27 protein-coding genes and 1 pseudogene are annotated in these 23,899 nt (G+C 64.5%); 16 read left to right on the top strand and 12 right to left on the bottom strand.

The window, feature by feature from the left end; translation table 11 throughout:
• Nucleotides 1-41 precede the first annotated feature (41 nt).
• Entirely contained in the window at nucleotides 42-338 is a 297-nt protein-coding gene (locus tag ACSQ3L_RS13795; protein WP_436160444.1) for a DUF982 domain-containing protein, read from the top strand.
• Nucleotides 339-352: 14 nt separating this feature from the next.
• On the opposite strand, the gene ACSQ3L_RS13790 is transcribed toward ACSQ3L_RS13795, so the two are convergent.
• Complete coding sequence (locus ACSQ3L_RS13790; protein ID WP_436160443.1) at nucleotides 353-1,048, bottom strand: GcrA family cell cycle regulator; 696 nt, start codon at nucleotides 1,046-1,048, stop codon at nucleotides 353-355.
• 557 nt (nucleotides 1,049-1,605) lie between these two features.
• Here ACSQ3L_RS13790 and ACSQ3L_RS13785 point away from each other — a divergent pair.
• The gene (locus tag ACSQ3L_RS13785) at nucleotides 1,606-2,310 is read left to right on the top strand and encodes an XRE family transcriptional regulator (RefSeq protein ID WP_436160442.1); all 705 of its coding nucleotides are present in this window, start codon (nucleotides 1,606-1,608) and stop codon (nucleotides 2,308-2,310) included.
• Nucleotides 2,311-2,603: 293 nt separating this feature from the next.
• On the opposite strand, the gene ACSQ3L_RS13780 is transcribed toward ACSQ3L_RS13785, so the two are convergent.
• Nucleotides 2,604-2,906: a hypothetical protein gene (locus ACSQ3L_RS13780; protein ID WP_127383501.1), complete on the bottom strand. Its 303-nt coding sequence runs from the start codon at nucleotides 2,904-2,906 to the stop codon at nucleotides 2,604-2,606.
• Nucleotides 2,907-3,093: 187 nt separating this feature from the next.
• Here ACSQ3L_RS13780 and ACSQ3L_RS13775 point away from each other — a divergent pair, with 187 nt between their 5' ends.
• The 4 genes from ACSQ3L_RS13775 to ACSQ3L_RS13760 all read left to right on the top strand — a co-directional run bounded on the left by ACSQ3L_RS13775 (nucleotide 3,094) and on the right by ACSQ3L_RS13760 (nucleotide 5,294).
• Nucleotides 3,094-3,456 carry a hypothetical protein gene (locus tag ACSQ3L_RS13775; protein WP_436160441.1) on the top strand — a complete coding sequence of 121 codons (363 nt, stop codon included), beginning with the start codon at nucleotides 3,094-3,096 and terminating at the stop codon, nucleotides 3,454-3,456.
• 91 nt (nucleotides 3,457-3,547) lie between these two features.
• On the top strand, nucleotides 3,548-4,129 hold the full coding sequence (locus ACSQ3L_RS13770) for a hypothetical protein (protein ID WP_436160440.1): 582 nt from the start codon (nucleotides 3,548-3,550) through the stop codon (nucleotides 4,127-4,129).
• Nucleotides 4,126-4,719 (top strand): hypothetical protein, encoded by a 594-nt coding sequence (locus tag ACSQ3L_RS13765; RefSeq protein WP_436160439.1) that lies wholly within the window; start codon nucleotides 4,126-4,128, stop codon nucleotides 4,717-4,719. The genes ACSQ3L_RS13770 and ACSQ3L_RS13765 overlap by 4 nt, the downstream gene beginning before the upstream one ends.
• Complete coding sequence (locus ACSQ3L_RS13760; RefSeq protein ID WP_436160438.1) at nucleotides 4,716-5,294, top strand: hypothetical protein; 579 nt, start codon at nucleotides 4,716-4,718, stop codon at nucleotides 5,292-5,294. Before ACSQ3L_RS13765 ends, ACSQ3L_RS13760 begins: the two co-directional genes overlap by 4 nt.
• A 216-nt stretch (nucleotides 5,295-5,510) precedes the next feature.
• Here the strand turns inward: ACSQ3L_RS13760 and ACSQ3L_RS13755 are convergent, their stop codons facing one another.
• The 5 genes and pseudogenes from ACSQ3L_RS13755 to ACSQ3L_RS13735 all read right to left on the bottom strand — a co-directional run bounded on the left by ACSQ3L_RS13755 (nucleotide 5,511) and on the right by ACSQ3L_RS13735 (nucleotide 10,738).
• Complete coding sequence (locus ACSQ3L_RS13755; RefSeq protein WP_436160437.1) at nucleotides 5,511-6,842, bottom strand: hypothetical protein; 1,332 nt, start codon at nucleotides 6,840-6,842, stop codon at nucleotides 5,511-5,513.
• A gap of 281 nt (nucleotides 6,843-7,123) precedes the next feature.
• Entirely contained in the window at nucleotides 7,124-8,140 is a 1,017-nt protein-coding gene (locus ACSQ3L_RS13750; RefSeq protein ID WP_436160436.1) for an ABC transporter permease, read from the bottom strand.
• Complete coding sequence (locus ACSQ3L_RS13745; RefSeq protein ID WP_436163435.1) at nucleotides 8,137-9,204, bottom strand: sugar ABC transporter ATP-binding protein; 1,068 nt, start codon at nucleotides 9,202-9,204, stop codon at nucleotides 8,137-8,139. The genes ACSQ3L_RS13750 and ACSQ3L_RS13745 overlap by 4 nt, the downstream gene beginning before the upstream one ends.
• A pseudogene (locus ACSQ3L_RS13740) lies at nucleotides 9,178-9,606 on the bottom strand (ATP-binding cassette domain-containing protein); the annotation flags it as partial. The gene ACSQ3L_RS13745 and the pseudogene ACSQ3L_RS13740, both read right to left, overlap by 27 nt.
• Nucleotides 9,607-9,790: 184 nt before the next feature.
• A complete protein-coding gene (locus ACSQ3L_RS13735) occupies nucleotides 9,791-10,738 on the bottom strand; it encodes a substrate-binding domain-containing protein (RefSeq protein WP_436160435.1) in 948 nt (315 codons plus the stop codon).
• A 352-nt stretch (nucleotides 10,739-11,090) separates the two neighbouring features.
• On the opposite strand from ACSQ3L_RS13735, the gene ACSQ3L_RS13730 reads away from it, so the two are divergent.
• Entirely contained in the window at nucleotides 11,091-11,789 is a 699-nt protein-coding gene (locus ACSQ3L_RS13730; RefSeq protein WP_436160434.1) for a RibD family protein, read from the top strand.
• 91 nt (nucleotides 11,790-11,880) lie between these two features.
• Here the strand turns inward: ACSQ3L_RS13730 and ACSQ3L_RS13725 are convergent, their stop codons facing one another.
• On the bottom strand, nucleotides 11,881-12,771 hold the full coding sequence (locus ACSQ3L_RS13725) for an SDR family oxidoreductase (protein WP_436160433.1): 891 nt from the start codon (nucleotides 12,769-12,771) through the stop codon (nucleotides 11,881-11,883).
• 90 nt (nucleotides 12,772-12,861) lie between these two features.
• Between ACSQ3L_RS13725 and ACSQ3L_RS13720 the strand changes: the two genes are divergently transcribed.
• The 3 genes from ACSQ3L_RS13720 to ACSQ3L_RS13710 all read left to right on the top strand — a co-directional run bounded on the left by ACSQ3L_RS13720 (nucleotide 12,862) and on the right by ACSQ3L_RS13710 (nucleotide 16,042).
• Nucleotides 12,862-13,707, top strand: coding sequence for a helix-turn-helix transcriptional regulator (locus ACSQ3L_RS13720; RefSeq protein WP_436160432.1), 846 nt, complete (start codon nucleotides 12,862-12,864; stop codon nucleotides 13,705-13,707).
• Between the two features lie 236 nt (nucleotides 13,708-13,943).
• A complete protein-coding gene (locus tag ACSQ3L_RS13715; RefSeq protein WP_436163434.1) occupies nucleotides 13,944-14,696 on the top strand; it encodes a pseudouridine synthase in 753 nt (250 codons plus the stop codon).
• A gap of 182 nt (nucleotides 14,697-14,878) precedes the next feature.
• Nucleotides 14,879-16,042: an IS4 family transposase gene (locus tag ACSQ3L_RS13710; protein ID WP_436158411.1), complete on the top strand. Its 1,164-nt coding sequence runs from the start codon at nucleotides 14,879-14,881 to the stop codon at nucleotides 16,040-16,042.
• A gap of 123 nt (nucleotides 16,043-16,165) precedes the next feature.
• On the opposite strand, the gene ACSQ3L_RS13705 is transcribed toward ACSQ3L_RS13710, so the two are convergent.
• Nucleotides 16,166-17,263, bottom strand: a complete 1,098-nt coding sequence (locus tag ACSQ3L_RS13705; protein WP_436158456.1) for an ISAs1 family transposase — start codon at nucleotides 17,261-17,263, stop codon at nucleotides 16,166-16,168.
• A 261-nt stretch (nucleotides 17,264-17,524) separates the two neighbouring features.
• Here ACSQ3L_RS13705 and ACSQ3L_RS13700 point away from each other — a divergent pair, with 261 nt between their 5' ends.
• Nucleotides 17,525-18,271, top strand: a complete 747-nt coding sequence (locus ACSQ3L_RS13700; RefSeq protein ID WP_436160431.1) for an SDR family NAD(P)-dependent oxidoreductase — start codon at nucleotides 17,525-17,527, stop codon at nucleotides 18,269-18,271.
• A gap of 42 nt (nucleotides 18,272-18,313) precedes the next feature.
• Nucleotides 18,314-19,351: an RNA polymerase subunit sigma-70 gene (locus tag ACSQ3L_RS13695; protein ID WP_436160430.1), complete on the top strand. Its 1,038-nt coding sequence runs from the start codon at nucleotides 18,314-18,316 to the stop codon at nucleotides 19,349-19,351.
• 286 nt (nucleotides 19,352-19,637) lie between these two features.
• On the opposite strand, the gene ACSQ3L_RS13690 is transcribed toward ACSQ3L_RS13695, so the two are convergent.
• Nucleotides 19,638-20,219 carry a histidine phosphatase family protein gene (locus ACSQ3L_RS13690; protein WP_436160429.1) on the bottom strand — a complete coding sequence of 194 codons (582 nt, stop codon included), beginning with the start codon at nucleotides 20,217-20,219 and terminating at the stop codon, nucleotides 19,638-19,640.
• A 211-nt stretch (nucleotides 20,220-20,430) separates the two neighbouring features.
• Between ACSQ3L_RS13690 and ACSQ3L_RS13685 the strand changes: the two genes are divergently transcribed.
• The 3 genes from ACSQ3L_RS13685 (at nucleotide 20,431) to ACSQ3L_RS13675 (ending at nucleotide 21,754) form a co-directional block, all read left to right on the top strand.
• Nucleotides 20,431-20,880, top strand: coding sequence for a universal stress protein (locus tag ACSQ3L_RS13685; protein ID WP_436160428.1), 450 nt, complete (start codon nucleotides 20,431-20,433; stop codon nucleotides 20,878-20,880).
• Nucleotides 20,881-20,972: 92 nt separating this feature from the next.
• Complete coding sequence (locus ACSQ3L_RS13680; protein WP_436160427.1) at nucleotides 20,973-21,263, top strand: DUF1778 domain-containing protein; 291 nt, start codon at nucleotides 20,973-20,975, stop codon at nucleotides 21,261-21,263.
• Nucleotides 21,260-21,754 carry a GNAT family N-acetyltransferase gene (locus ACSQ3L_RS13675; protein WP_436160426.1) on the top strand — a complete coding sequence of 165 codons (495 nt, stop codon included), beginning with the start codon at nucleotides 21,260-21,262 and terminating at the stop codon, nucleotides 21,752-21,754. Before ACSQ3L_RS13680 ends, ACSQ3L_RS13675 begins: the two co-directional genes overlap by 4 nt.
• A 35-nt stretch (nucleotides 21,755-21,789) precedes the next feature.
• Here ACSQ3L_RS13675 and ACSQ3L_RS13670 read toward each other — a convergent pair whose 3' ends face one another.
• Nucleotides 21,790-22,539, bottom strand: coding sequence for a sulfite exporter TauE/SafE family protein (locus tag ACSQ3L_RS13670; protein ID WP_436160425.1), 750 nt, complete (start codon nucleotides 22,537-22,539; stop codon nucleotides 21,790-21,792).
• Between the two features lie 21 nt (nucleotides 22,540-22,560).
• On the bottom strand, nucleotides 22,561-22,764 hold the full coding sequence (locus ACSQ3L_RS13665) for a hypothetical protein (protein ID WP_436160424.1): 204 nt from the start codon (nucleotides 22,762-22,764) through the stop codon (nucleotides 22,561-22,563).
• A 127-nt stretch (nucleotides 22,765-22,891) separates the two neighbouring features.
• On the opposite strand from ACSQ3L_RS13665, the gene ACSQ3L_RS13660 reads away from it, so the two are divergent.
• A complete protein-coding gene (locus tag ACSQ3L_RS13660) occupies nucleotides 22,892-23,764 on the top strand; it encodes a LysR substrate-binding domain-containing protein (protein ID WP_436160423.1) in 873 nt (290 codons plus the stop codon).
• Nucleotides 23,765-23,899: the final 135 nt, after the last annotated feature.

The raw sequence follows: 23,899 nt of genomic DNA, 5'->3' as shown, positions 1-23,899 counted from the left end.
GCAGAGCGAAGGTGAACGCCGTGGGTACGATGAAAACCGGAGTGCCTCTGAAAGTAGAGCTTGACGGGCAGATCGAAGAGATCGACAGCGTCAGCGACGCCGCCGATTTCCTGCAACGATGGCCGCTTGAGCGGCGCGGCCATGTCTATCGCAGCGCCCTCAATGCATGCAGCGCGGCAATCGCCGCGCAGATTTCCGAAGCCGACGCCATCAAAGTGTTCACCGGTTTTGCCCGGGTGACCGGCATATTGGTCGACGGAGGCAGATCGGCCATGACGATGGACGCAAGGAGCGCGCAGAGCGGCCTGCCCAAACAGGGCCGGCAGATGCCGAAATAGGGTTGCAGGAAGGCTCACGCCGGCGTCGCCTCAAAAACACGGCGCCGAAAACGCGCCTGATGGTAGGTGCAATAACTTTTCCGCGCCTTGGTGCGCATCCCGCAGCACAACATGTCGGCGCCCGGCCGGCTGCCCGGTGCATCCCCCTCTTCGGCAATAGAAATGTCTATGTCCTCTTCCAACGTCAGATCCAACGGCGCGCGGCAGCGGTTGAATAGGCAGTCGATGAAGCGCATCGCCACGCCATGCGGCTGGCGTCCGACGGGCGTGCGCGGCGGCACCGGAACTTTGAAACGATAGGCTTCGTCGTCGGCGATCAGCACGCCCACCTCGCGCACCAACAGACGCGGCGGCAGCCAGGCCGGCGAGCGACCGCGCTTGGCGGCCACCTTGCGCGTGCCAGTAACAGCGACGGCGGTGTCGGTCGTGCCGGCGGCCGGCCGGGTGCTCGCTTGTGCTGATGTTCCGCTTGGTTGCTTGGCTCCGGTTCGCTTGCCTATGGCCCGCTTTGTGCTGATAGGCGCGCCCTTGCCATTGGCAAAGCCGATCGCGCCTAGCATGGCGTTGCGGTGCACGATGCCGATAATGGCATTGCGCGATACCGAGCTGCCGAGCAGCGCGCTGAATGCTGCCGCGATCCTGGAGGCGGACAGCCCGTCCTCGAGCCAGCGGGCGATCTCTTGCAATTCCGCGTCGGTGTAGCTTGCCATTTCCAGACTCCATCCAAGGTTCTGCCTTCGGCCGCGCGCCGCCAGGCAAGCATTGGGGTACGACCACACGGTTCAGGGTTGTCTTTTCGAAAGGCTTGCCGGACCCCCTGGTCAGCCTCGACCGAGACGCGAAAGCCGCGCTTCGGCCGTCTTTTTGTCGGGCGCGGAAACCGCCCTGCCCGTCTGCCTGTCGAATAGGATGACGGTGCCGTCTTGGGTGCGGATGCACGACCTGGCGGGCAGGTCGGCGCCGCGCCGATCGAATTGGGGGCCGGAGCCGTTGGGAGCGGCGGCTCCGGCCGTTCCGGTCGCCGATGACGGGCGGACCGGACCCGAGGCTGGTGCAGTCAAGCACCGAGCCTCGGACTTCGCCCCGGTCGGGGAGGACGACGACCGGGACGGAAGGGGGCCGGCGACATCAGCCGGATGTGCCTCATGCGAGGCCGGCGCCACGGCGCCATGAGTGGTGGACAGGTTTTGCATGGCCATATAAAAGCATAACTCAAAAATTAATGCAAGCGATTCTTTCATAGACGAGAACCGCTTTCATCGCTCACATGGGTGCCATGGCTAAAACGGAACTGTCGATCAAGGTCGGGGCGGCGATCCGCAAGGCGCGCAAGCAGCGCGGCCTGGTCATGCGCCACATCGCCGAGCACAACGACACCGATGTCGCCGCCGTCGGCAACTGGGAAACCGGCCGCAATCTGCCCAAGACCGAGAACCTCCTGAAGACCGCCGCCTTCCTGCGCGTCGACCCTGTGGCACTCGGCCAAGGGCAGGTCGTCTTCCTCGACGATGCCGGCCCGGTCGCCGACGCCGAGATCGTCACCGATGCCGGTCCGCTACCCGCCGGGTCGATGGATATCGAGGTACTGGGCGCGGCCGTCGGCGGCGACGATGGCGATTTCACCTTCAACGGCGAGCCGGCCGGCTATGTCCAGCGCCCGCCGGGCGTGCGCAACTTGCCAAAGGTGTTCGCGCTGCACGTACTCTCGGATTCCATGGTGCCGCGCTACGAACCCGGCGACCTGATCTATTGCGGCGGCCGCGACGCCGTGCCCGGCGACCATGTGGTGATCGAGACGTTTCCCGAAGAAAACGAGCGCAACGGCAAGGCCTTCATCAAGAAGCTGGTCAAGCGCACCGCCGCCGAACTGGTCGTCGAGCAGTACAATCCACCGAAGACGCTGACCTTCAACCGCTACGCGATAAAGCACGTCTGGCGCGTGATTCCGCTGAAGGAATTGCTGGGGTATTGAGGACGGGGCGCGCAAGGGAGAGCGAACCCACACATGACGCGGCGCTGCATGGATTTGTAGAAATCGTCGAGGCAGTGCTCTACGATGCCCCCCTCTGTCCTGCCGGACATCTCCCCCTCAAGGGGGGAGATCGATGGCTTCAACGCCCCCACCCATTCCTGCAACGCTGAAGATTGGCGAAAACTAAGTGACGGCCAATCTCCCCCCTTGACGGGGAGATGTCCGGCAGGACAGAGGGGGGGGGGGCGCCACAGAACGCGACGACGGACGCTGGATCTCCACGCCCTCTCCCCTCAAGCTCGCCGCGATCCCTCCAGCGGCACCTCGCGCTCATTCAGCATCCGCGCTTCGCTGCGCACGCGCTGGCGCTCGTCGACAAACGCCGCCTGGATCGTAACCGTTGCCCCCGGCAGTCCGTCGGCGCGGCAGGCCGAGCAGACGATGCGGCCCGACAGAGCGGACAGCGGCGTATTCCCCGTCACCCCGAACCGCTTCAGCTGATCGGGCCGCCACCACCTGTTGCGCCCGCAATCGGCGCACTCGACCGAGATCGAGGCGACATGTGCGATTGTTGGTTCCTTTCCCGGCAATGCCATCGCCCCTCCTCGCTCCTTTTGTTCCTGATTTGTTCACATATTCCTGCGTTTTGTGCCGGGAGTCGAGTCGCAGTTTTCAAACAGTCCCAAAAGTTTTTCTTCTCCATGTACTTGAGTTATGCTTATATTAACTCGTAAATGTGAGTCGGGATTTGAACCGCCGTCACATCGAGCCCCGGGAGTGACGATGGACGCCGCCGATTTCGCCCGCACCTGCGGTTACACTGGCGACAGCCCTGCCCTCCTCGAAGCCTTCGAAGCCATCCGCGGCAACGGCATCGCTCACGCGCGCCATGATCATGTCAGGCGCAAGGCGGTGATCGACGAGTTGAAACCGTCGCAGGCGCTGTTCCTGGCCGCGATCGGCCCGGCGCAGTCGGCGGAGGAAGCCATCGAGGATGCCGTCCGTCTCATCGCCTGCTGGCGCAACATGCCGCGCTGGCGCCAGGAGCGGCGCCTGCCCGATTTGATCAGGGCCAAGCAGCAGCGGCTGGTGGCGCGCTTCTTCCGGCGGTACGGCCACCTTCTCTGGGCACGTAAAGCTGCGTGAGATCTGGACCAGCCATTTGCGGGTTCCATCGGCCATTTTTTCTTTCTAGACTGCGCGTGGGTGGCTGATCGTTCGACGTGCATAGTTTGGAATGTTCAAGACTGCCCGCTCAAGACTTCAGACCTGGATAACGGCCGGCGCGGGAACCATTGCCGCCCTGTTCGTCGCCGGCCTGATGGGGGCCTTCGGCGCCCTGCCCGCCCACGCCCCGCCGCAATTGCCGCCCGATGCCGCCATCGATGCCGGGCGCTGGCGCGTCCAGCCGGTGCGCGCCTATGTCAGCCGCGCCAAGGTCTATGGCGTGCCGCTGAAACCAGGCCAAAAGGCGCTGGTGCTGGAGGCCGACCTGACCAACCGAACGGCGCAATCCGACAAGGCCTATTTCAATGTCTTCAAGCCGGACGGGCTTGCCCTGCCCGACCCCATGCCAATGGTCGTGCTGACCCGCGATTCGACGCTGACGCCGGAACTGCATCCCGGCATGACCGAGCGCATGGCCTATGTCTGGCCACTTGCCCGCGACGCCGCCGTACCGGCAAATCTCAGCTTCGGCATCACCGCCGAGACCTTCAAGCCGCGCGACAATCTCTACGGCACCCCCGGCTGGTTCAATCCCTACCGGCTTGGCACTGTCGCCTTGCCGGTCGCCGACCTGCCCGAGAGCGGCTCATGAGGATCCGGGCCATCGGCAATCTCCTGATCCTTTGCGCGACCGTGGCGCTCGGCTACGGCATGCAGGTGTCCAAGCCGCACTACGCCGAGCTGACCGCCCCGATCCCGCTCGACGGCGCCATGCATGACACGGTGCGGGCGCGCAGCTTCGATGTCCGCCTCGACAGAGTGGTCTTCGCCCGCACGCTGAAGACCGACCAGTTCGGCCAGGAAAAGCTTTTGACCACCAGCGGCCTGTGGGCCGTTGTGACGACCAATCTCACCGCCATCAGCACCTCCACCATGGTCGCCGACGGCATTTGGCAAGGCCCGACCGGCCTGCGCTACCACCAGACGGAGCGGCTCAGCTATCGCCAGGACATGCCGCCGCATGCCGTCGATCCGGGCCTCGAAAAACGCGGCCTGTTCGTCTTCGAGGTGCCGCAAGACCAGATCCGTGGCGCCAGCCTGCTTATTGCCGCGCGCCAGTTCGGCCCACTCGACGCCCAGGCCCGCATCAGCCTCGATGCATTGGCGACCGGCGCCGATGGCCAGCCGGCGAATGTCTTGCCGGAGTACGATCTCGACGACCCGGCGCAAGGGAAGACATGACCGCAGTTTCGACCGACATCGAACCCGCCGGCGATGACCGGCAGGCTGAGAAAAAATGGCGCCGGCGCAGTCTTGTCGCACTGGCAATCCTGCTGCCGCTGACGCTGGCCGCGACCGGGTATGACAGCGTCCGTGAATGGCTACACGGCGAAGACCTCATCGCCAGGGATGTCGATTTCGGCCAGTCCGTGCCGTTCGGCGGCAGCGACTGGCGGCTGGCCGACCTGCGCGGCGGCAAGGCCGGCCGCTTGCCCGAGCACGCCTTCGCCGTCATCGCCACCTTCTCCGTGACGGTCGGCGATCCCGATCTGCAAAAGCAGTGGCTGGGCTGCAAGGTGATGCTGACCGACGCCGCTGGCCGCCGCTGGCTGCCGGATTTCATCAGCGGCGTCAGCCTGCCGGACGGCGTGATGAACTGCACCTCGGCGATCTTCTCCGGCGCCAAAAAGGGCGACGTCATCACCATCGGCGAGACCTTCATCGTGCCCGAAGATGCCGTCAAGACCATCCGCCCGGCCATTGGGCTGGGCAGCGAGCGGCCGTGGTATCTGCGCTTCCAAAGGCCGCCGAAGTGAGCCGCCCTCCCAGAACTTGGGTTCCTCGCCCCCTCGGACGTGGGGGAGAGGTGGCTCGGCGAAGCCGAGACGGAGCGGGGGCTGGCGCGGCCTTTAATGATTGTATGGAACCCACCAGCGCCGCAGCCCCCTCTCCGACCGCTTCGCGGCCACCTCTCCCCCGCTTTGCGGAGGCGAGGAACCCACGTTCTGCAGGGTCAGCGCCAACAAAATCATCTACTTCGATGCCTCGACAGCCCCGCCTGTCCCCGCCCGCTTCGCCATCGAAAACGCCGTCTCCAGCACAGCAGCGAGAAAGCATATGCGCAGCGGCTCGATCAGGATGCCGGTGGAGGAATCCTGGAACGGGCTGCCGAACAGCAGCGTCACGCCATACGAAAAAATCTGCCAGACATCGAGCTCGTGCGGGCCGATCAACCGCGTCGCACCCAGCCATAGCCAGGCAGCGCCCCAGTCGAGCAGGCGGTAGCCGACGACCAGCGTGCACAAGAGCACCATGCTGGAGCTCACCGTCAGCCGCACGCCGTTGGCGATCGGCAGATAGCGCGAGCGGTAGCCGGCGATGAAATGCTCTACGAAATCGCGCAGGAATTTCGGCAGGCCGGCATAGCGCCGGCCGGCGCGCTCCAGGCGGCCGTGCACGCGCATCAGGGCGGCATCGTCGCGCACGTCATAGCCATAGATCAGCGCCGCCATCACCAGCCAGATCAGCGGCAGGAGCATGTAGAAGAACAGGTTGATCGCCACGGTCGACGGCGCAATCGAGGTGATCTCGACCGGCACCATGGAGGCGGCCGAGGCCATCGGCACCGGGCTCGCCAGCCCGTCCGCCGACGCCTGCACGACCGACCAGAAATTGTGGCTCATCAGCCATTGCAGCGCGGTGTCCTTCCAGCGGCTGATCACATAGAGACCGACGAAGATCCAGTTGGTCTCGCAGATGACCACGACGATCTGCCAGAACGCAGCGGCTCCCATTTTCGCTTGCACGGAGCCTTTGGCCTGCATGAATTTGGCCAGCCGGCGGACCAGCCAGGACACCGCCACCGAGACCAGCAGCCAGCGAGAATCGAGCACGTCGAGCACATTGGCGCTCTGGCCGAAATCGGCCTGGTCGAGTGTTTCGCGCGAATATTGCCGCACGATATCGCCGAGGAATCCCCAGGCCGCGTAATAGGCAAAGAACGGCAGCAGCGCGATGGTGATCATCCGCACCAGCCGCGAACCGCGCCGGTCCGCTGCTGCGCCCGGCTCCGTTCGCGCCTCGGTGGTTGCGGCCTTGTCGGCGGCGCGTTGCGCGGCCAGCACATGCGGCAGGCCGGGGCGCAGCACATGGAACATCGCCACCGTCACCACCAGCTGCACCAGCGCCACCAGCGTCAGCATCGCCAGCCCGGCGAAATGATTGGCCAGCGCCACTTTCGCCGCCAGCTGCATGAGGAGATCGCCGACCAGCACGCCGGCCAGCACCAGTGCGACAAGTTGCGGCCAGAACCGCCGCAGCAGCGAAAAACTCAAGCTGATCGGCCTGATGATATCGGCAAACATGAGATTCTCTCACGATGCCACCCGCCCCCGGTCTTTCTAGCAAAGAGCGAATGTTTTGCAAGGAATGGGGTTACCTGGCAATGACAGAGCGAGGCGCCCCCCTCTGTCCTGCCGGACATCTCCCCCTCAAGTGGGGAGATTGGCAGCTTCGTCTTCGCCGCTTTCTCTACAACGTTGAAAATTGGCGAAAGCAGAACGGACAGCCAATCTCCCCCCTTGAGGGGGGAGATGTCCGGCAGGACAGAGGGGGGCGCCGTAGAGCGCCAACAGCCCCTTTACCCTCACCGTCGCACCCGCGACTTCAGCCACCGATCAAACGCCACCGCCAGGATCAGGATCAGCCCGATGACGATGCTTTGCGTGTAGGACGAGACGTTGTTGAACTGCAGCCCGTTCTGCAGCACACCGATGAGTGCCGCGCCGACCACCGTGCCGCCGACCGAGCCGATGCCGCCGAACAGCGAGGTGCCGCCGATGACGACGGCCGAAATCACCGTTAGCTCGTAGCCGATGCCGGCCACCGCTTCCGAGGAGTTGAGCCTTGCCGACAGCACGAAGGCGGCCAGCCCCGCGAAGAAGCCGACGATGACATAGACCGAGACCAGGATGCGATCGACGCGCAGGCCCGACAGCCTTGCCGCCTCGGCATTGCCGCCGACGGCATAGACGGCGCGGCCGTAGCGCGTGTAGCGCAGCACGATGTGGCACAGGATGGCGGCCGCCGCGAAGATCAGCGCCGGCACCGGCACCGGACCGATCAGCCCGGTGCCGAACCAGCGCATCGAGGCATCGAAGCCCGAGATCGGGCCGCCATTGGAGATGGTCAGCGTCAGCCCGCGGAACACCGTCAGCCCGCCGAGCGTGACGACGAAGGGCGGCACTTTCAGACGGGTGATGACAAGCCCCTGCACACAGCCGGCCGCAGCTCCCACCACGATGGCGGCCAGCAGGGCGGCGAACCAGCCAAAACCTTGCGTTCCGGAGGTCGACAGCGACAGCGTGTTGGCCGTGCCGCCCTTGGCCACCACGGCGGCGACCATGCCGCAGAAGGCAAGCAGCGAGCCGACCGACAGATCGATGCCGGCGGTGAGGATGACGAAGGTCATGCCGAGCGCGATCAGCCCGGTGATCGAGATCTGCCTTGTGATGTTGAACAGGTTGATCGGATCCATGAAGCTCGGCTTCAGCACCGTGAAGACGACGATCAGCGCCACAAGGAACAGCAGCGGCCCGAAACTCATCAGAAGCCGCGCGAAATTGATGCCGCCGCGCTGGTCCTGTTCCCCGGCCACGCTCATAGTGTCTCCTTGCGGTCGAGTGCCATCAGTTCCATCAGTCTTTCCTCGTTTGCCTCGACGCCCGGCATCTGGCCGGTAATGCGTCCCCGACGCATGGTGACGATGCGGTCCGAAACCGCCAGCACCTCGGGCAGTTCGGACGAGATCATCATCACCGCTATGCCGCGCGCCGCAAGCTGCACCAAGATCTGGTGCACCTCGGTCTTGGCGCCGACATCGACGCCGCGTGTCGGCTCGTCGACGATCAGCACTTTTGGATCGCGCGCCAGCCAGCGCGCCAGGATCACCTTCTGCTGGTTGCCGCCCGACAGGCCCTCGATCGCCTGCTCGGCCGAGGCCATGCGGATCGACAGCATCTTGCGAAAACCCGCCAGTGCATCGCGCTCACGCCGTTCGGCCATGAAGCCGAAACCGTTGCTGAAACTGCCCAGCGAAGCGACGGAAAAATTCGGCAGGATGCCCAACGCGGCAAAGATCGCCTGATGCTTGCGGTCTTCCGGCACCAGGCCAATGCCGAGCGCGATGGCATCGGCGGGCGATGCCGGTGCGATGTGCTTGCCGTCGAGCGTGATGGTACCGGCCGCGATGCGGTCGGCGCCGAAAATGGCGCGCGCCAGTTCGGTGCGGCCCGAGCCGACGAGGCCGGCGACGCCGAGGATTTCGCCGGCCTTGAGATCGATGTCGACGCCGTCGAGCACGATGGCGTGCGGCGCCTCGGGGTCGCGCACGGTGCGCAAGCCGCGCACCGACAGCACGACATCGCCGGCAACCGCGCGCTGCGCCGGCCGTGCATAGAGCTCGGACGCGGCACGGCCGACCATCTTCTCGATGATTTTCGGCAGCGCGATCGGCCCGCCCTCGCGGTCAAGATGCCCGGCCAGCCTGCCGTCACGCAGCACCGTCATGCGGTCGCAGATGGCCGACGCCTCCTCCAGCCGGTGGGTGACGAACATGATGGCGACCTTGTCCTTGCGCAGCCGGCCCATGATCGACAGCAGCCGCTGCACCTCGGTCTCGGTCAGCGCAGAGGTCGGCTCGTCCATGATGATCAGCCGGCTTTTCAGCGATAGGGCACGGGCGATCTCGACCAGTTGCTGTTCGGCCACCGACAGCGCCGAGACCGGCGTCATCGGGTCGATGGACAGGCCGACGCGGGCGATGATCGCGCGGGACTCTTGCTCCATGCGCCTCCAGCTCACCAGCCCGAGCGGTCCTACCGGCGCGCGGCCGATAAAAATGTTCTCCGCCACAGTCAGCGTCGGGATCAGGCTGAGCTCCTGGTAGATGGTGACGATGCCGAGCCGCTTGGCATCCTGTGGGCTGGATGGATGATAGTCGGCGCCGTCGAAAATGATGTGCCCGCTGGAGGGCGGCATGACGCCCGACAGGATCTTTAGGAGCGTCGATTTGCCGGCGCCGTTTTCGCCGAGCAGGCCAAGGATTTCACCGGGGCGGATGTCGAGCGAGACGTCGCTGAGCGCCGTCACGCCCGAGAAATGCTTGGTGATGCCCTCGACGGCGAGCAGGATGGGCAATGGGGTAGTGGCCTCAGCTGCAGCAGGCGGCAAGGGTGGCTCCTTCCATGCAGTCATGTTCGCTCGTCGGCGCTTGAACGCCCCCCTCTGTCCTGCCGACCTTTCCAATCGCCCCCTACTTCGTCTCGCCAATCCGCTCCGCCTTGTCCAGATTGTCCTTACCAATCACGATCGGCGTCAACAGCACCAGCTTCTCCTTCGGTTCGGTCTTGTCCTTGGCGAAGGCGACCGCGATGCGCACCGCGGTGCGCGACTGCTCGCCGGGGAATTGCTCGACAGTGCCGGCAAGCTTGCCGTCGCGCACCGCGACCAGCGCTTCCGGCAGCGCGTCGAAGCCGTAGATCTTGACGTCGGTGAAGTTGCGCGCCGCGCAGGCTTCCATGGCGCCGAGCGCCATGTCATCATTGGCGCAGACGATGGCGTCCGGCTTGCCGTTGGCGGCAAGGCCGGCTTCGGTCACCGACAGCGCCTCGGCGCGGGCGAAGTTGGCGGTCTGCTCGAAGACGATCTGGTACTTGTCCTTCAGCGGATCGAGCACGTTGTGAACGCCCTTGTTGCGGTCGATCGCCGGGCCGGCACCGGGCTGGCCCTGCAGATGGAACAGCTTGGCGCCGTTGGGGAACGCCGCCACCACGGCGTTGGCTTCCGCCTCGCCGCCCTTGACGTTGTCGGCGCCGACATGGGCCAGGATGCCCTCGACGCCGTCGACGCGGCGGTCGATCGTCACCACGGGAACGCCTGCCTTGACCGCTTCCTCGATGGCCGGCGCCAGCGCGTTGACGTCGAGCGGCGAGATGACGATGGCGTTGACTTTCTGCACCAAGGCCGCCTCGATGTCGGCGGTCTGCTTGGTGGCAGAGTTCTGGCCGTCGCTTTCGGTCAAATTGACGCCTTGCGTGGCGGCTTCCGCCTTGATCTCGTTCAGCATGTGCACGAAGAACGGAAAGCCGAGACTGGGCACCGAGCCCAGGATGGTGAGCTTGTCTTGCGCAAACACCGAGGGTGCGGCAAGCACCATGGCGCCAAAGGCCGCGGACGACAGCAGGAATTCGCGTCTGTTCATGGGATCCTCCTCCACAAGAACGCACGACCCCGAAAACCGGGATCGGTTTCAGGAAGGATCATGCGTCGGTTCAAAGTGTTGGAGCATCCTCCCTGCGCCCGAAAACGCATGCCGCTCCAGCTGGCCGCCGCTGTAAAAAGAGCCTCCCACCGACGCCTGCGCTGGGATGCTAACCCAGGGTCAACCATTTGTGCAACATCGATATAACAGAGGTGCCGGGCAGTTTATCGGAATTCTCGGATTTTTGATTTGCGGCGTGGGCAACATCTCCCTGAGGCGCCTGGCTTCCATTCCCTCTGGCCGGCACTACCTTGGACTGACTCGCGAAGCTTTTGTGATCTGGAGAACCCGTATGAAGCCGCAAATCATCTGCCACATGCTCGCATCACTCGACGGCGGCCTCCACCCGAGCCGCTACACGACAAGTCCGGACGGGACCCGGGCGGAATGGTCGAGCCTCTACGAGCACATCCACAATGACCTCGCCGGCGACGCCTGGATGGTCGGCCGCGTCACCATGGCCGAGATGAGCAAGGCCGGCGCGCATCCGCCGGCGCATGCCGGCAAGGTCGACCGGCCCTATCATTTCGCTCAAAAAGATGCAGGAACCTATGCCGTGGCGCTCGACGCCTCGGGCAAACTGCATTTTTCCAAACCCGACATCGGCGGCGACCATGTCGTGGTGCTGCTTGGGCATGATGTTGCCGACAGCCATCTGGCCGAACTCGCTGCCGATGGCGTGTCCTACATCGCCTCGGAAACGGCAGACATGGATCTTGCCGCAATGCTCGAGGTTCTCGGCCGTGAACTCGGCATCCGCCGGCTGCTGCTCGAAGGTGGCGCCGGCATCAACGGTTCCTTCCTCGCGGCTGGGCTCGTCGATGAATTGAGCCTGCTCGTTGCACCCGCGATCGATGGGCGGGCCGCCAACCAGGGTTTCGTCGAGTTCGGCGAAAACGGCCTGGCGGGCAAGACACAATTGTCGCTGAAAAGCTGCGAGGCGCTGGCGCATGGGCTCGTCCATCTGCGCTACGCGGTGATCCCTAGGTGAGGGGCTGATTGCACCGCACGGAAAAGGGCCGGTAACCTCATTGAGGTTACCGGCCCTGTATCGTCCGCTTCGGCTCCGAGGCTTCAGCCCGTCAAGCGGCGTATCGCATGGCGTCGAGATCGGCGATCAGCGTCGGGCCGGTCGGCTGCCAGCCGAGCCGTGCCTGGGTCAGCGCGCTGGAGGCCGGCAGGTCCATGGGCGCGAACATCGCCATCCAGCCGAAATGTTCCGCCGCCTTTTCCGGCGCGATGGAAACGACCGGCAATTTCAGGCCCCGGCCAAGTGCCTCGGCGATTGCGCGCACGTCGACACCTTCCTCGCCGACCGCGTGATAGCGCGCTCCCGGCTGGCGCTTTTCCACGGCCAGCCGGTAAAGCCGCGCCGCGTCCAGCAGATGGCCGGCCGAATAGCGATTGCGGCCTTCGCCGACATAGGCCGAGACGCCTTTTTCACGCGCGATCTCGATAAGCGGCGAGATGAGGCCTTGCTTGACCGGGTTGTGGACCTGCGGCAGCCGCACCACCGACAGATTGATGCCGGCCTCCAGAAGCGCATTGCCGGCCAGCTCGGAGGCAATGCGCGGATTGGGGTGGCTGGCGTTGAAGACGTCCTCGATCGCCAACTGGCCATGTCCGGGGCTGCCCATGCCGACGCCGGAGGTGATCACCAGCGGCCGGTCGGAACCGGCAAGGGCGGCGCCGAGTGCTGCGATGACGCGCTTGTCCTTTTCGCAATTCTCGGCAAACCGCGAGAAATTATGGTCGAACGCGGTGTGGATCACGCCGTCCGCACTGGCCGCTCCGTCGCGCAGCCCCTCGGGTTCTTCGAGGGTTCCCCGGTGCACCTCGGCGCCTGCGGCGGCCAGCGCCTCGGCGCCGGCATCGGAGCGTGTGACGCCGACCACCTGGTGGCCTGCCTCGATGAGTTCGGCAACCAGTGCCGAACCGATGAAACCGGTCGCGCCGGTAAGAAAGATACGCATGCAAAATCTCCTGCACAGTTGCCCGCGCAGTATCTCCGGTCTATTATTCCATTAAAGTAGTGATCTTATCATGGTATAATGGCTAACAGGATGTCCATCAATTCCGCCGGCTCACTGGCAGCATTCCTCAAAGACCGGCGTACCCGGCTCGATCCCGCATCATTCGGGTTTTCCGGGCGCAGGCGCACGCCGGGGCTGCGCCGCGAAGAGGTCGCCCAGCGCGCCAACATAAGTCCGACCTGGTACACGTGGCTGGAACAGGGCCGTGGCGGCGCGCCCTCCGCCGATGTCCTGAACCGTATCGCCAAGGGTCTGCTGCTGACCGAGGCCGAGCGCGAGCATCTTTTCATGCTCGGGCTCGGGCGCCCGCCCGAGGTGCGCTACACCGGTGCCGAGGGCGTCAGCCCGCGGCTGCAGCGCCTCATCGACACGCTCGATGCCAGCCCCGCTTTGATCAAGACCGCCACCTGGGATGTCGTTGCCTGGAACCGCGCCGCGCAAGTGGTGCTGACCGACTACAGTGCCCTGCCCGCCGGCCAGCGCAACATCCTGCGCTTCATGTTCCTCAGTCCCCATATCCGCGCCAAGCAGCACGACTGGAAAAACCTGGCCCGTTTCGTGGTCGGCGCGTTCCGCGCCGATGCGGCGCGCGCCGGCGCTGTCTCCGAGGTGCGCGAGCTCGTCGACGAACTTTGCAGCGCCAGCCCGGAATTCGAGGCGCTGTGGCGCGAAAACGACGTGCTCAGCCACGGCGACGGGACAAAGCGCCTGAAGCACCCGGAACTCGGTGATATCGAACTGGAATATTCGGGCTTCGCGGTCGATGGCCGCCCGGATCTGAGCCTGACCGTCTACAACCCGGTCGACAGCGCCGTCGCCGACCGCATCCGCACCCTCGCCCGGCGCGCTTCAGGGCAAGGGTCGGACGACGGTTGATATTTGCAACGACTGCGACCATTCCAGACGCGGTGCTCCGGCCCAACCTGACCGGCCCCTTACTTAGCAGCGTTCGCAGACCGCCTTCAGGATCTGCAAGGTCGGCCCCCAATATCGCCATTCCAGGCAGTGCGGATGCCGTCGTTGCTCCATGCCTTGCATGCGAAGGCAGCAGCACGCTTGCGAAGCCAATGCGGCCCATGGCATCTGTCGGCTCCACCAACGCAGACGACGGCATGACACCACGGCAGACACGAAACACCGGCAGGCCAGCCGGCCCAGGCGTCAGCCTGAACCGGGCGCTGTCCAAGCTTGGCCTGTGCTCACGCACGCAGGCCGAGGTGCTGATCGCCGAAGGCCGCGTGCGTGTCGGCGGCAAGGTGGTGCGCAATGCCGCTATGCGCGTCGACCTCGACCGCGACCGCATCGTCGTCGACGACAGGCCGGTGGTTGCCGAGCGCAAGGTCTATCTCATGCTCAACAAGCCGCGCGGACTGGTCACCACCCGCGACGACCCGCAACAGCGCGACACCGTCTATGCCTGCCTCGAAGGGCTCGATTTGCCCTTCGTTTCGCCGGTCGGTCGCCTCGACAAGGCCAGCGAAGGCCTGCTGTTGATGACCAACGACACCCGGTTTGCCAACCGGCTGATGGACCCGGCCTCGCATTTGCCGAAAACCTATCACGTGCAGATCGGCACGGTGCCCGACGCGACGGTGCTGGACAAGTTCCGCGCCGGCGTGACCGTCGACGGCGAGACCCTGACCGCCAATTCGATCGAACTGTTGCGCAGCGGCGGCCGTACCGCCTGGCTGGAGATCGTGCTCGACGAAGGCCGCAACCGCCACATCCGTCGCCTGCTCGCCGCGCACGGCATCGAGGTGCTGCGCCTCATCCGCATCGCCATAGGCCAACTGCCGCTCGGCGACCTCGCCAAGGGCACGGCGCGGCGTTTGACGCCTGAGGAACTGGCGCTGCTGAGCGCGTAAGCGAACGGGCTGAAGGTAGAGTTCTACGGCGCCCCCCTCTGTCCTGCCGGACATCTCCCCCTCAAGGGCAGGGCTGTCCGGGGAAAACGTCAGCTGAATCGAAATGCCGCATGCGCATGCCCCGTAAGACGGCGGTTTTCCGTCTACCTTCTGGTTGTCGAGACTCAGAAAGGGAACGGAGCATGCGCTTTACACCTAGCATTCTTGGCAAGCTGGTTGAACCGATCAATCGGCGCGGCTTTCAGACGGTTGTGGATAGCCATGACGGGGATGCCTACGACAAGTCGTTCAAGAGTTGGGACCACCTGATGGTGCTGGTTTATGCGCAGCTCAGTGGCGCCGACAGCCTGCGTAGCCTGGAAGCCGGCTGGAACGCCAACTGCCAGCACCATTATCATCTGGGCACCGACCGGTTGCGCCGCTCGACCTTGTCGGATGCCAACCGCCGCCGCCCCGTTGGTCTCTTTGCCGAGACTTTCGGTCTGCTTGCCGGCCAACTTGACCGGCAGACGCGCCGTGAGGGCACGGCCATGCTGCGGCTGATCGATTCCACGCCTATTCCGCTCGGCAAGACCTGCGCCTGGGCCAAGTCGAACGGCCGCATTCGTGGCATGAAGATGCATGTCGTCTACGATCCCGACAGCGATTGCCCGCGCGTCCTCGACATCACCGATGCCAACGTCAACGATGCCCAGATCGGCCGCACGATCACCATCGAGAAGGGCGCCACCTACGTGTTCGACAAGGGCTATTGCCATTACGGCTGGTGGACGGCGATCGCCACCGCCAAGGCCTTCTTCGTCACGCGGCCCAAATCCAATATGGGTCTCAAGGTCGAGCGCCAGCGTCGCATCGCCCAAACTCAGGGTGATGGCTTCACCATCCTGGAGGATGCCAACGTAAGTCTTGCCAGCAAAACCAACAGCAAACTGGCAATCCCGTTGCGCCGGCTCATCCTCAAGCGAAATGACGGCGACACCATCACGCTCTTGACCAACGACCTCAAGCGAACCGCCGTCGAGATCGCACAGCTCTACAAAGGCCGATGGCAGATCGAACTCTTGTTTCGCTGGATCAAGCAGCATCTCAAAATCCGCAAGTTCCTCGGCAACAACGACAATGCCATCCGCCTGCAACTCTTCGCCGCCATGGTCGCCTATGCGCTGCTGCGCATCGCCGCTCGCGCCTACCGTATCGCCATGCCAATCCTCAGGTTCACCGATCTGGTCAACCGATGCCTCTTCGAGCGCCGAAACATCGCCGCCATCGACAAACCGCCACCCGTCAACCCAAGTCAACGAAAACCCAATTACTCCCCAAACCAGATGTGCTTCACCTATGAATGACTTTCCCCGGACAGCCCTGCCTCAAGGGGGGAGATCGGCAGCTTGGGCGCCCGCACTCCTCCTGCAACGTCGAAGATTGGCGAAGGTCGTGATGACGGCCAATCTCCCCCCTTGCGGGCAGGGCTATCGCATATGAGTAAAGAGCTGGAAGAGGAAGTCTTTGTTCCATCTGGCTCTTCGCATCTTGCCTGCGATGGATTTGTCGATCGGATGGGCTTGCAAGATGTTTTGAGCGAGACGTCGGATGATGGCCAGGTTTTGCGGCCCGTTATCCTTGCGGGTTCGGGCATCGTCCTCGTGGAAGACGACATCGAGGCTCCAATGCAACTGGTTCTCGATGGTCCAATGTGCTCTGACGGTCTCGGCCAGTCTTTTGGGCATGAGCACTTTGGAAAGTGCGACATAGCGGACCGAGGTGGTGGGTTTGCCGCCTGCCACGCTGCGGGTGGCTTCGATGCGGCCGATCGCCTTGAGGCCGGGAAAGTCCGGCGCGTCGAGCAGCCGCTTGAGCGGCAGCACCGAGGCTCTTCGCGTTTCGGTACGGCCATGGCTGCTTTCGCTGGTCTCGAAGAAGGCGATCTCGCCGGCTGCGGCGAAGCTTCGCTCTGCTGCGGCGAACAGCTTGGGGCGATTGCCCTTCAGCCCCAGCGCATAGTGCGCCTTCTTGCCGATCAGCGCCTTGGCCGTGTCGGGACGACAGTGCAGCGCATCCGCCGTCACCGTGCAGCCCTTCAAATCCAAGCTCTTCAGAAGATCCAGTGTGGTTGTGACCTCGTCGCCTTCGGGCGCGCGGGCAGCGGCAATCGACAACCTTGTCTCGGCGTCCCACACGCTCACCATCAAAGGCGGCATAAAGACCCGACCCTTGGTGTAGCCGCGCCGCAGCGATTTGCCGTCGACCGCCACCACGCCGCGCGGCGAAGGCCCAAGCGTTTGTCGCAACGCTGCCATGAAGGCGGCAAAGCTGCGCGAAAGCTCCTCGGCGTCAAGAAGTCGAAACACCCGGCTGAACGTATCGTGGCTTGGACAGCCATGCTCCAGCGTCACGATTTCTTTCAGCTCGTCTTCCCGCCCCTCGACGAAATCGGCAATATCAACACAGCTCTTGGCACCACAAAGCGTGGCAACCAGAGCCAAGAACAGAAGCTCCGCCAGATCATGACGCGCGTTGACGTCACGCGGGTCCCGGACTTCACGCAAAATCGAAAACAGAAACGACATACGGCCTCATCTTCAAGGAGAAGGCCGCTAAAGAATCAATCTTTTAACTCGGCGCAAGACGCACTCTTACTCAAATGCGATTCCCCTGCCCTTGCGGGGGAGATGGCCGGCAGGCCAGAGGGGGGCGCCACAGAACTCGGCGGTGGGTTCCTGAGAGCGCCGCAGAAAAAACTTTCGCCCGCACCGATGATTTCTGCCCATCCCCACTGTCTTCAGCTACAGGCACCGGAATCCTCCGGGCCGGAAAAAGCGAGGTGATCCATGGGATCGTTGCAAGGTCAAAATGTCGTTGTTGTCGGAGGCAGCCGGGGTGTCGGCCGCGCAATCGTCGAAACCGTGCTGAGCGAGGGCGCGGCGGTGCTTGCCGTTGCCCGTGGCACGCAACCCCTTCAGGAACTATCCTGGGAGCATCCCCGGGTGAAGACCCTTGCCGCCGACGCCACGCAGGACACGGCGCCCGATGCGGTGTTCGCTGCCTTGCAACCGGACGTGCTGGTGATCTGTGCCGGTGCGCTGGCCCCGTCAGCGCCCGTGCAGGACCAGAGCTGGGAGGATTTCTCCGCGAACTGGGACATGGACGTCAAGGCGTCATTTCTGTTCTGCAAGGCGGCCCTCCAGGGCGGGTTGAAGCCGGGCAGCCGCGTGGTGTTGATCTCCAGTGGCGCGGCACTCAGCGGCGGGCCGCCGAATTCCGGTGGTTATTCCGGCGCCAAGCGCATGCAGATGTTCCTCGCCGCCCACTGCCAGAAGGAGGCCGACCGGCTTGGCCTCGGCCTGCGCTTCATGGCACTGGTGCCGATGCGCATCATGGCCGGCACCGGTGTCGGTCAGGCCGGCATTTCAGGCGTTTCGGCCTATCTCGGCATCAGCCCGGCGGATTTCCTTGCCAGCATGACCGATGTGCAGACGCCGGCCGATGTCGGGCGCGCCGTGGTCACGCTCGCCGGCGGCAGGCTGCAGGGCGTCTCCTTCACGGTCAGCGGCAGCGGCCTTGCGGCGGCGGCATGAGGCGCGCAGGATGCCGGGCGAACTCAGCATTGTGGGCTCGATATGACAGACGCTCCTGGCGCCTCTGAGCCGGAAGGCCAGCCGGTCCTCGACCGGCTGGCCTTCGAGCGCCTGACAACGGCCCACCGCCGCGCGCTCAAGCTGCACTGCTACCGGATGATGGGCTCGCTGCACGAGGCCGACGACCTCGTGCAGGAGACGTTCCTCAGGGCATGGCGCGGCCGCTCCCAATTCGACGGGCGCGGTTCGCCGCGCGGCTGGCTCTACACGATCGCCACCAACAGCTGCCTCAACGCCATCAAGGCGAGGTCGTCAGCGCATCGGGTCATCGAGCAGCCCGGACGGCCGCCGACCGAGGGGCGCGCCGCTGCCGGGCCAGCCGCCGAACTCGCCTGGCTGGAGCCCTACCCGGACGCCGAACTGCCGGATCTTGTCGACGGCGAGCCCGGCCCGGACGCGCGCTACGAGACCCGCGAAGCGGTGCAGCTTGCCTTCGTCGCCGCCATCCAGCTTCTGCCACCGAGGCAGCGCGCCGCGCTGCTTCTGTGCGACGTGCTGGGCTGGTCGGCGCTGGAGACGGCGCACTTGCTGGGAGGTACGACCGCTTCGATCAACAGCGCCCTGCAGCGCGCCCGCGCAACGCTGGCAATGCGCTATCCCCAAGGACGCGCCCTGCAGCGCGAGCGGCCCAACCGCGAAGAGAGCCTGCTGCTCGAACGCTACATGCAGGCCTGGCAGGCCGCCAATCTCGACGGCTTCGTCGAACTGTTGCGCGAGGACGCAACCTACCACATGCCACCATGGCGCGACTGGTATCACGGGCGCCAGGCGATCCACGGTTTCTTCAAAACCGTGTGGGGCAATTTCGCCGGCTATTATGCGGTTGCCACTCGCGCCAACGGCCAGCCAGCCGTCGCGCTCTATGCGCGGCGCCATCAGGAACCCGAATGGCGCGCGCAGTCCCTGCATGTCATCGAACCGGCCGATGGCCAGATCGCCTCGCTGACGGTCTATGTCGCGCCGCTCGGTCCCGACCTGTTCGCTGCCTTCGGCCTGCCAGCCGTCTGGTCAGCCTCCTGACGGTAGGCTGTCAGGAGGACTGGTCTATAAGGCGATCATGGACCGGCAACGGCTCCGGTAATCAAGGAACAACGCGATGAATTTCGTCTCCCGGATGGCAATCTGGTGAACTTCTTCACGCCGATGACCGCCGAGGCGATCCGGAAGTCGACAAGTAGAGACATTTGGAATTGGCTGAAGCTCCCCAACTTCGTCATCCACGGGCGGAGCAAGGAGCGAAGCTCCGTCGCGAAGACCCGAGGATGACGAAGCCGGCGTTTTGCACCGAGCCAGCGTTACTGCCGACCTACTGCTGGTTCCACTTGCGCACGACCGGCTCGCTCAAATCATGCTCGTAGCCCAGCACGCTGATGCTGGCCGTATCGAGCACCAGCAGCGCGCCGCCTTGGGGCGGCAGGCCGATCCAGCGCGCCGCCAGGACACGCAAAAAATGCGCGCTGGAAAACACCAGCATGTCGGCATTGGCCTCGCGCAGCCCAGCGATGATCCTGCCGGCGCGCGCGGCGACATCGGTCGCCGTCTCGCCTTGCGGACAGCCATCGCGGAACACATTCCAGCCGGGGCGCTCGGCCAGGATCTGCTTGGTCGTCAGCCCCTCATAGGCGCCATAGTCCCACTCCTGCAGATCGTCCTTCTTCACACTTTGCGCACCGAAGCCGGCGAGCACGCTCGTGTTGTAGGCGCGCTGCGACGGGCTCGACCATACGGCCGAAAACGACAGGCCCTTGAGCCGCTCGGCAACACCCCGCGCGGCGGTCTCGCCAACCGGCGTCAGCTTCATATCGGTGCGGCCGGTGTGCTGCCCCGAAAGGCTCCACGCCGTCTCGCCGTGCCGGACCAGATGAATTTGGGGATACGTGCTGCCCATGGGATGCCTTTCGGTGTCGCCCATACCTTAGGGGACGATCCCGCAAAGGGGAATCCGGTTGGTTGGTACAAAACTGAGTGGTCGCCTGGCCTTGATCCGCATCGAGCCAGCCCTGTGATCAGCCCTACCCCGCAACTATATCAAGATCAGCCTCGCCAAGGCTCCCGCCACCACAAGGGCATCTGCCCTTGCAGAACAGGTCAAGATCATCATGTACAAACATTTGCTCATCGCCACCGACGGATCGGAATTGGCCGACAAGGGCGTTGCCCACGGCCTGAAGCTGGCCAGGGGCCTCGGCGCCTCCGTCACCTTCGTCACCGTCTCGGAATCATTCCCGATCTTCGCCTGGGGCGGCGCCATGGCCGGCTATACCGCCGGTGACGAACTGGTCGCCTACAAGGAAGAGGCCGGCAAATATGCCAACGAGGTTCTCGCCAAATGCAAAGCGTCGGCGGAAGCCGCCGGCGTCGCCGCCGAAATCATCCATGTCGAGGACAAAAGGCCCGCCGAGGCGATCCTGGAACTGTCGCAGGCCCTGGGCTGCGACCTGATCGTCATGGCCTCGCATGGCCGCCGCGGACTGGGCAAGCTGCTCCTCGGCAGTCAGACGGCGGAAGTGCTGTCCTACACCGAAATCCCTGTTCTGGTGGTGCGGTAGGCCCTACTGCGGATTGCATGCTCCATAGAGCCAGCACAGCGTAATGACAACGTCATTACGTTGTGCTAGACACGCACAAGAAGGAGCTATCCATGCCAACGTCACATCATCCATTGCCGAAGAGCGTGCCGCTCAACATCCGCGTCAAGCCGGAAGTGCGCAATCTGATCGACCGTGCAGCGGAACTGCTCGGTAAGAATCGCACCGACTTCATGCTTGAAGCCTCGCAACGCGCCGCTGAGGAAGCATTGGTCAACCGTCTCGTGTTTACCGTCGAACCGGATGTCTACGCTGCGTTCCTGGCACGCCTCGACGCGCCGCCGCAACCGAATGATCGATTGCGCCGCACGATGACGACGAAGGCTCCTTGGGACGCTGCGTGACGCTGTCGGTCCCGGTTCCGCTCGCGGATCATCACGAACTCGGCGAATTCTTGTCAGGCATGTCCTCGCTCGACGATTGGTTGAAAAAACGTGCTCGCACCAACCAAGCGGGCGGTGCATCCCGTACCTATGTGACTTGCGACGGCAACCGTGTGATTGGCTACTACGCTGTTGCCAGCGGCGGCGTGACGATAGCCGAAGCTCCCGGTCGCTTCCGGCGCAACATGCCCGATCCGATCCCGGTTGCGGTGCTGGGCAGGTTGGCCGTCGACCAGGCCTATCATGGCCGGGGCATCGGTCGTGCACTGGTAAGGGACGCCGGTCTACGGATACTGCAGGCTGCTGAAATACTGGGAATCAGAGGCATACTGGTGCATGCAATATCCGACGACGCCCGAGCCTTCTACATCGCTGTCGGATTCGAGCCTTCGCCAGTCGAGTCGTTGACACTCATGGCCACGCTCGCCGATCTCAGCGCAAGTCTCGGTTGAGGACTTCCTGCCCGTGCTCTCGATAAGTCCGGCGCCTAGAGCAGCGCCTCCGCCGCGAGATAAACGCCCAGCGCCAGCAGCCCGGCGAAGAACACTTTGCGGAAGGCCTCGACGCTCATCTTCTGGCGCAGCGCCTGGCCGGCGAACATGCCGGCCAGCGCCGGCGCAAGGGCTGCGACCGACCCCGCCAGTTGCGCCGTCGGCGATGCGAAAGCGCCAGTCCGAAACAGCCCGATCGCCAGCGCTGCCGTCGACACGGTGAAGGACAGGCCGAGCGCCTGGATGAGGTTTTCCCTATCCAGCCGCAACGATTGCAGATAGGGCACCGCCGGAATGACGAAGACGCCGGTAGCGCCGGTGACCAGCCCCGTCGCCACGCCGACCAGCGGTGACATCAAGGCTTCGTGGCGCGCCGACGTGGTGAAGCCGGCTTTGGCGAGGCCGAAGACGGCATAAACCACCAGCGCCACGCCCAGCCCGGCCGAAGCCAAGCCCGTATGCGTGCCGGTCAGTAGGCCGGCGCCGGCGATTGTGCCGAGCACGACGCCGGCCATCATCGCCCACAGCCGCTTGCACAGGCCGCCGAAGGACGGGCCAGTTAACAATTGCCAGAGATTGGTGACCAGCGACGGGATCAGCAGCAGCGCGGCAGCCTGGGCCGGCGCCATCGTCACCGCCAGCAGGCCCATCGCCACGGTCGGCAAGCCCATGCCGACGACGCCCTTGACGAAGCCGGCGGCGAGGAACACGGCGCCGATCCATGCGAGGACGCCCGCGCTTAGCATGATCGCATCCCCAGGGCGCGATCAGTCATGCAGCAGCATGTCGGTTGCGTCGGCCTCTGGCGTGGATTTCTTCGGCGCAACATCGCGGTTGATGGGAGCGAGCGTCGCCACGCATCTCCGCAAACCGGGTTCCGCCCGCGCCACGACCATGCACGCCACGGCGACGGCCAGCACGATCGCCATGCTTTCAAGAAGGCCAAGCCGGCCTGATGTTCGTTCGCTCATCACAGGTCTCCACGCAAACTGTTTGACGAATATCTCGCCCGATCACAATGTGGAAATTGCGCTGTCAGCCTTCGGCCAGGACGAAGGCTGACAGCTCCGAGCCGAGCCGTTTGCAGGGGGCAAAACAATGCGCTTCGATCTCACCGATCTCAGACTGTTCATGCTGGTTGCCGAGCGCGGCAGCATCACCCATGGCGCCGAACTTGCCGGGCTGGCCTTGGCGTCGGCCAGTGCCCGCATCAAGGGCATGGAGGAGCGGCTCGGCGCGCCGCTGCTGGAGCGGCGCCGGCGCGGCGTGGTGCCGACGGCGGCCGGACAGGCGCTGCTGCATCATGCAAGAGCGGTGCAAAACCAGATCGAGGCGATGGCCGGCGACCTCGCCGCCTATGCCACCGGCCTGCGCGCCCGCGTGCGGCTGATGGCCAACACCGCCGCCACCAGCCAACTGCTGCCCAAGATCCTGCCGGCCTTCCTGGTCGCGCATCCCGGGATCGACATCGACCTCGACGAGCGGCCCAGCCATGAGATCGTGGAAGCCGTGGCCAGCGGTGCGGCCGATCTCGGCATCGCCGCGACCTGGGCCGGCCTGTCGCATCTCGAGCAGAAACCATTCTTCACTGACCGGCTGGTGGTGATCGCCGCGCGGAACCGGCCTGGCCTCGGAGGCCGCAGCATCAGCCTCACCGAAATTCTCGGCGAATCCTTTGTCGGCCTCAGCACCGGCCATGCGCTGCAGGAGCACATCACGCGCCAGGCCGCACGCCTTGGCGGCCATCTGCATTTTCGCATCCGCGTGCCCGGTCTCGACAATGTCTGCCGGCTGGTCGCGCAAGGCGCCGGCATCGCCATCGTGCCGGAAAGTGCCGCGCGCCGCTCGGTGCGCTCGCTGCGAAGCCTTCGGCTGACCGACAACTGGGCGACGCGCCAGCTCAATCTCTGCGCCCGCCGCTTCGACGAGTTGACGCCGCAGGCAAAACTGCTGGCGGCCGCTCTGGCCTGAATTCCGACCAGCGACCGCACGGCTGAGCCGGCCGGCGCTGCCCATCCCATCAGTTTTGAATCAATGCCTTGCTTTTCAAATAGTCGTGACGTAGCTTGTTTGCACATTGGCAAAAAAATCGCCAAACTTTTTTCC

The organism is Mesorhizobium sp. LjRoot246, from assembly GCF_964254115.1.
GTDB lineage: Bacteria > Pseudomonadota > Alphaproteobacteria > Rhizobiales > Rhizobiaceae > Mesorhizobium.
The sequence above is the reverse complement of the archived record's forward strand: the minus strand, read 5'-3'. Positions and strand labels throughout refer to the sequence as shown.

Excerpts from the sequence above, each read along its gene's own strand:
- ACSQ3L_RS13660 (WP_436160423.1), top strand. The coding sequence starts at position 22,892 with ATGCGCTTCGATCTCACCGATCTCAGACTGTTCATGCTGGTTGCCGAG.
- ACSQ3L_RS13685 (WP_436160428.1), top strand. The coding sequence starts at position 20,431 with ATGTACAAACATTTGCTCATCGCCACCGACGGATCGGAATTGGCCGAC.
- ACSQ3L_RS13670 (WP_436160425.1), bottom strand. The coding sequence starts at position 22,539 with ATGCTAAGCGCGGGCGTCCTCGCATGGATCGGCGCCGTGTTCCTCGCC.
- ACSQ3L_RS13755 (WP_436160437.1), bottom strand. The coding sequence starts at position 6,842 with ATGTTTGCCGATATCATCAGGCCGATCAGCTTGAGTTTTTCGCTGCTG.
- ACSQ3L_RS13680 (WP_436160427.1), top strand. The coding sequence starts at position 20,973 with ATGCCAACGTCACATCATCCATTGCCGAAGAGCGTGCCGCTCAACATC.
- ACSQ3L_RS13725 (WP_436160433.1), bottom strand. The coding sequence starts at position 12,771 with ATGCGTATCTTTCTTACCGGCGCGACCGGTTTCATCGGTTCGGCACTG.
- ACSQ3L_RS13750 (WP_436160436.1), bottom strand. The coding sequence starts at position 8,140 with ATGAGCGTGGCCGGGGAACAGGACCAGCGCGGCGGCATCAATTTCGCG.
- ACSQ3L_RS13765 (WP_436160439.1), top strand. The coding sequence starts at position 4,126 with ATGAGGATCCGGGCCATCGGCAATCTCCTGATCCTTTGCGCGACCGTG.
- ACSQ3L_RS13735 (WP_436160435.1), bottom strand. The coding sequence starts at position 10,738 with ATGAACAGACGCGAATTCCTGCTGTCGTCCGCGGCCTTTGGCGCCATG.
- ACSQ3L_RS13770 (WP_436160440.1), top strand. The coding sequence starts at position 3,548 with ATGTTCAAGACTGCCCGCTCAAGACTTCAGACCTGGATAACGGCCGGC.
- ACSQ3L_RS13780 (WP_127383501.1), bottom strand. The coding sequence starts at position 2,906 with ATGGCATTGCCGGGAAAGGAACCAACAATCGCACATGTCGCCTCGATC.
- ACSQ3L_RS13730 (WP_436160434.1), top strand. The coding sequence starts at position 11,091 with ATGAAGCCGCAAATCATCTGCCACATGCTCGCATCACTCGACGGCGGC.
- ACSQ3L_RS13695 (WP_436160430.1), top strand. The coding sequence starts at position 18,314 with ATGACAGACGCTCCTGGCGCCTCTGAGCCGGAAGGCCAGCCGGTCCTC.
- ACSQ3L_RS13715 (WP_436163434.1), top strand. The coding sequence starts at position 13,944 with ATGACACCACGGCAGACACGAAACACCGGCAGGCCAGCCGGCCCAGGC.
- ACSQ3L_RS13700 (WP_436160431.1), top strand. The coding sequence starts at position 17,525 with ATGGGATCGTTGCAAGGTCAAAATGTCGTTGTTGTCGGAGGCAGCCGG.
- ACSQ3L_RS13790 (WP_436160443.1), bottom strand. The coding sequence starts at position 1,048 with ATGGCAAGCTACACCGACGCGGAATTGCAAGAGATCGCCCGCTGGCTC.
- ACSQ3L_RS13710 (WP_436158411.1), top strand. The coding sequence starts at position 14,879 with ATGCGCTTTACACCTAGCATTCTTGGCAAGCTGGTTGAACCGATCAAT.
- ACSQ3L_RS13785 (WP_436160442.1), top strand. The coding sequence starts at position 1,606 with ATGGGTGCCATGGCTAAAACGGAACTGTCGATCAAGGTCGGGGCGGCG.
- ACSQ3L_RS13720 (WP_436160432.1), top strand. The coding sequence starts at position 12,862 with ATGTCCATCAATTCCGCCGGCTCACTGGCAGCATTCCTCAAAGACCGG.
- ACSQ3L_RS13690 (WP_436160429.1), bottom strand. The coding sequence starts at position 20,219 with ATGGGCAGCACGTATCCCCAAATTCATCTGGTCCGGCACGGCGAGACG.
- ACSQ3L_RS13775 (WP_436160441.1), top strand. The coding sequence starts at position 3,094 with ATGGACGCCGCCGATTTCGCCCGCACCTGCGGTTACACTGGCGACAGC.
- ACSQ3L_RS13760 (WP_436160438.1), top strand. The coding sequence starts at position 4,716 with ATGACCGCAGTTTCGACCGACATCGAACCCGCCGGCGATGACCGGCAG.
- ACSQ3L_RS13665 (WP_436160424.1), bottom strand. The coding sequence starts at position 22,764 with ATGAGCGAACGAACATCAGGCCGGCTTGGCCTTCTTGAAAGCATGGCG.
- ACSQ3L_RS13705 (WP_436158456.1), bottom strand. The coding sequence starts at position 17,263 with ATGTCGTTTCTGTTTTCGATTTTGCGTGAAGTCCGGGACCCGCGTGAC.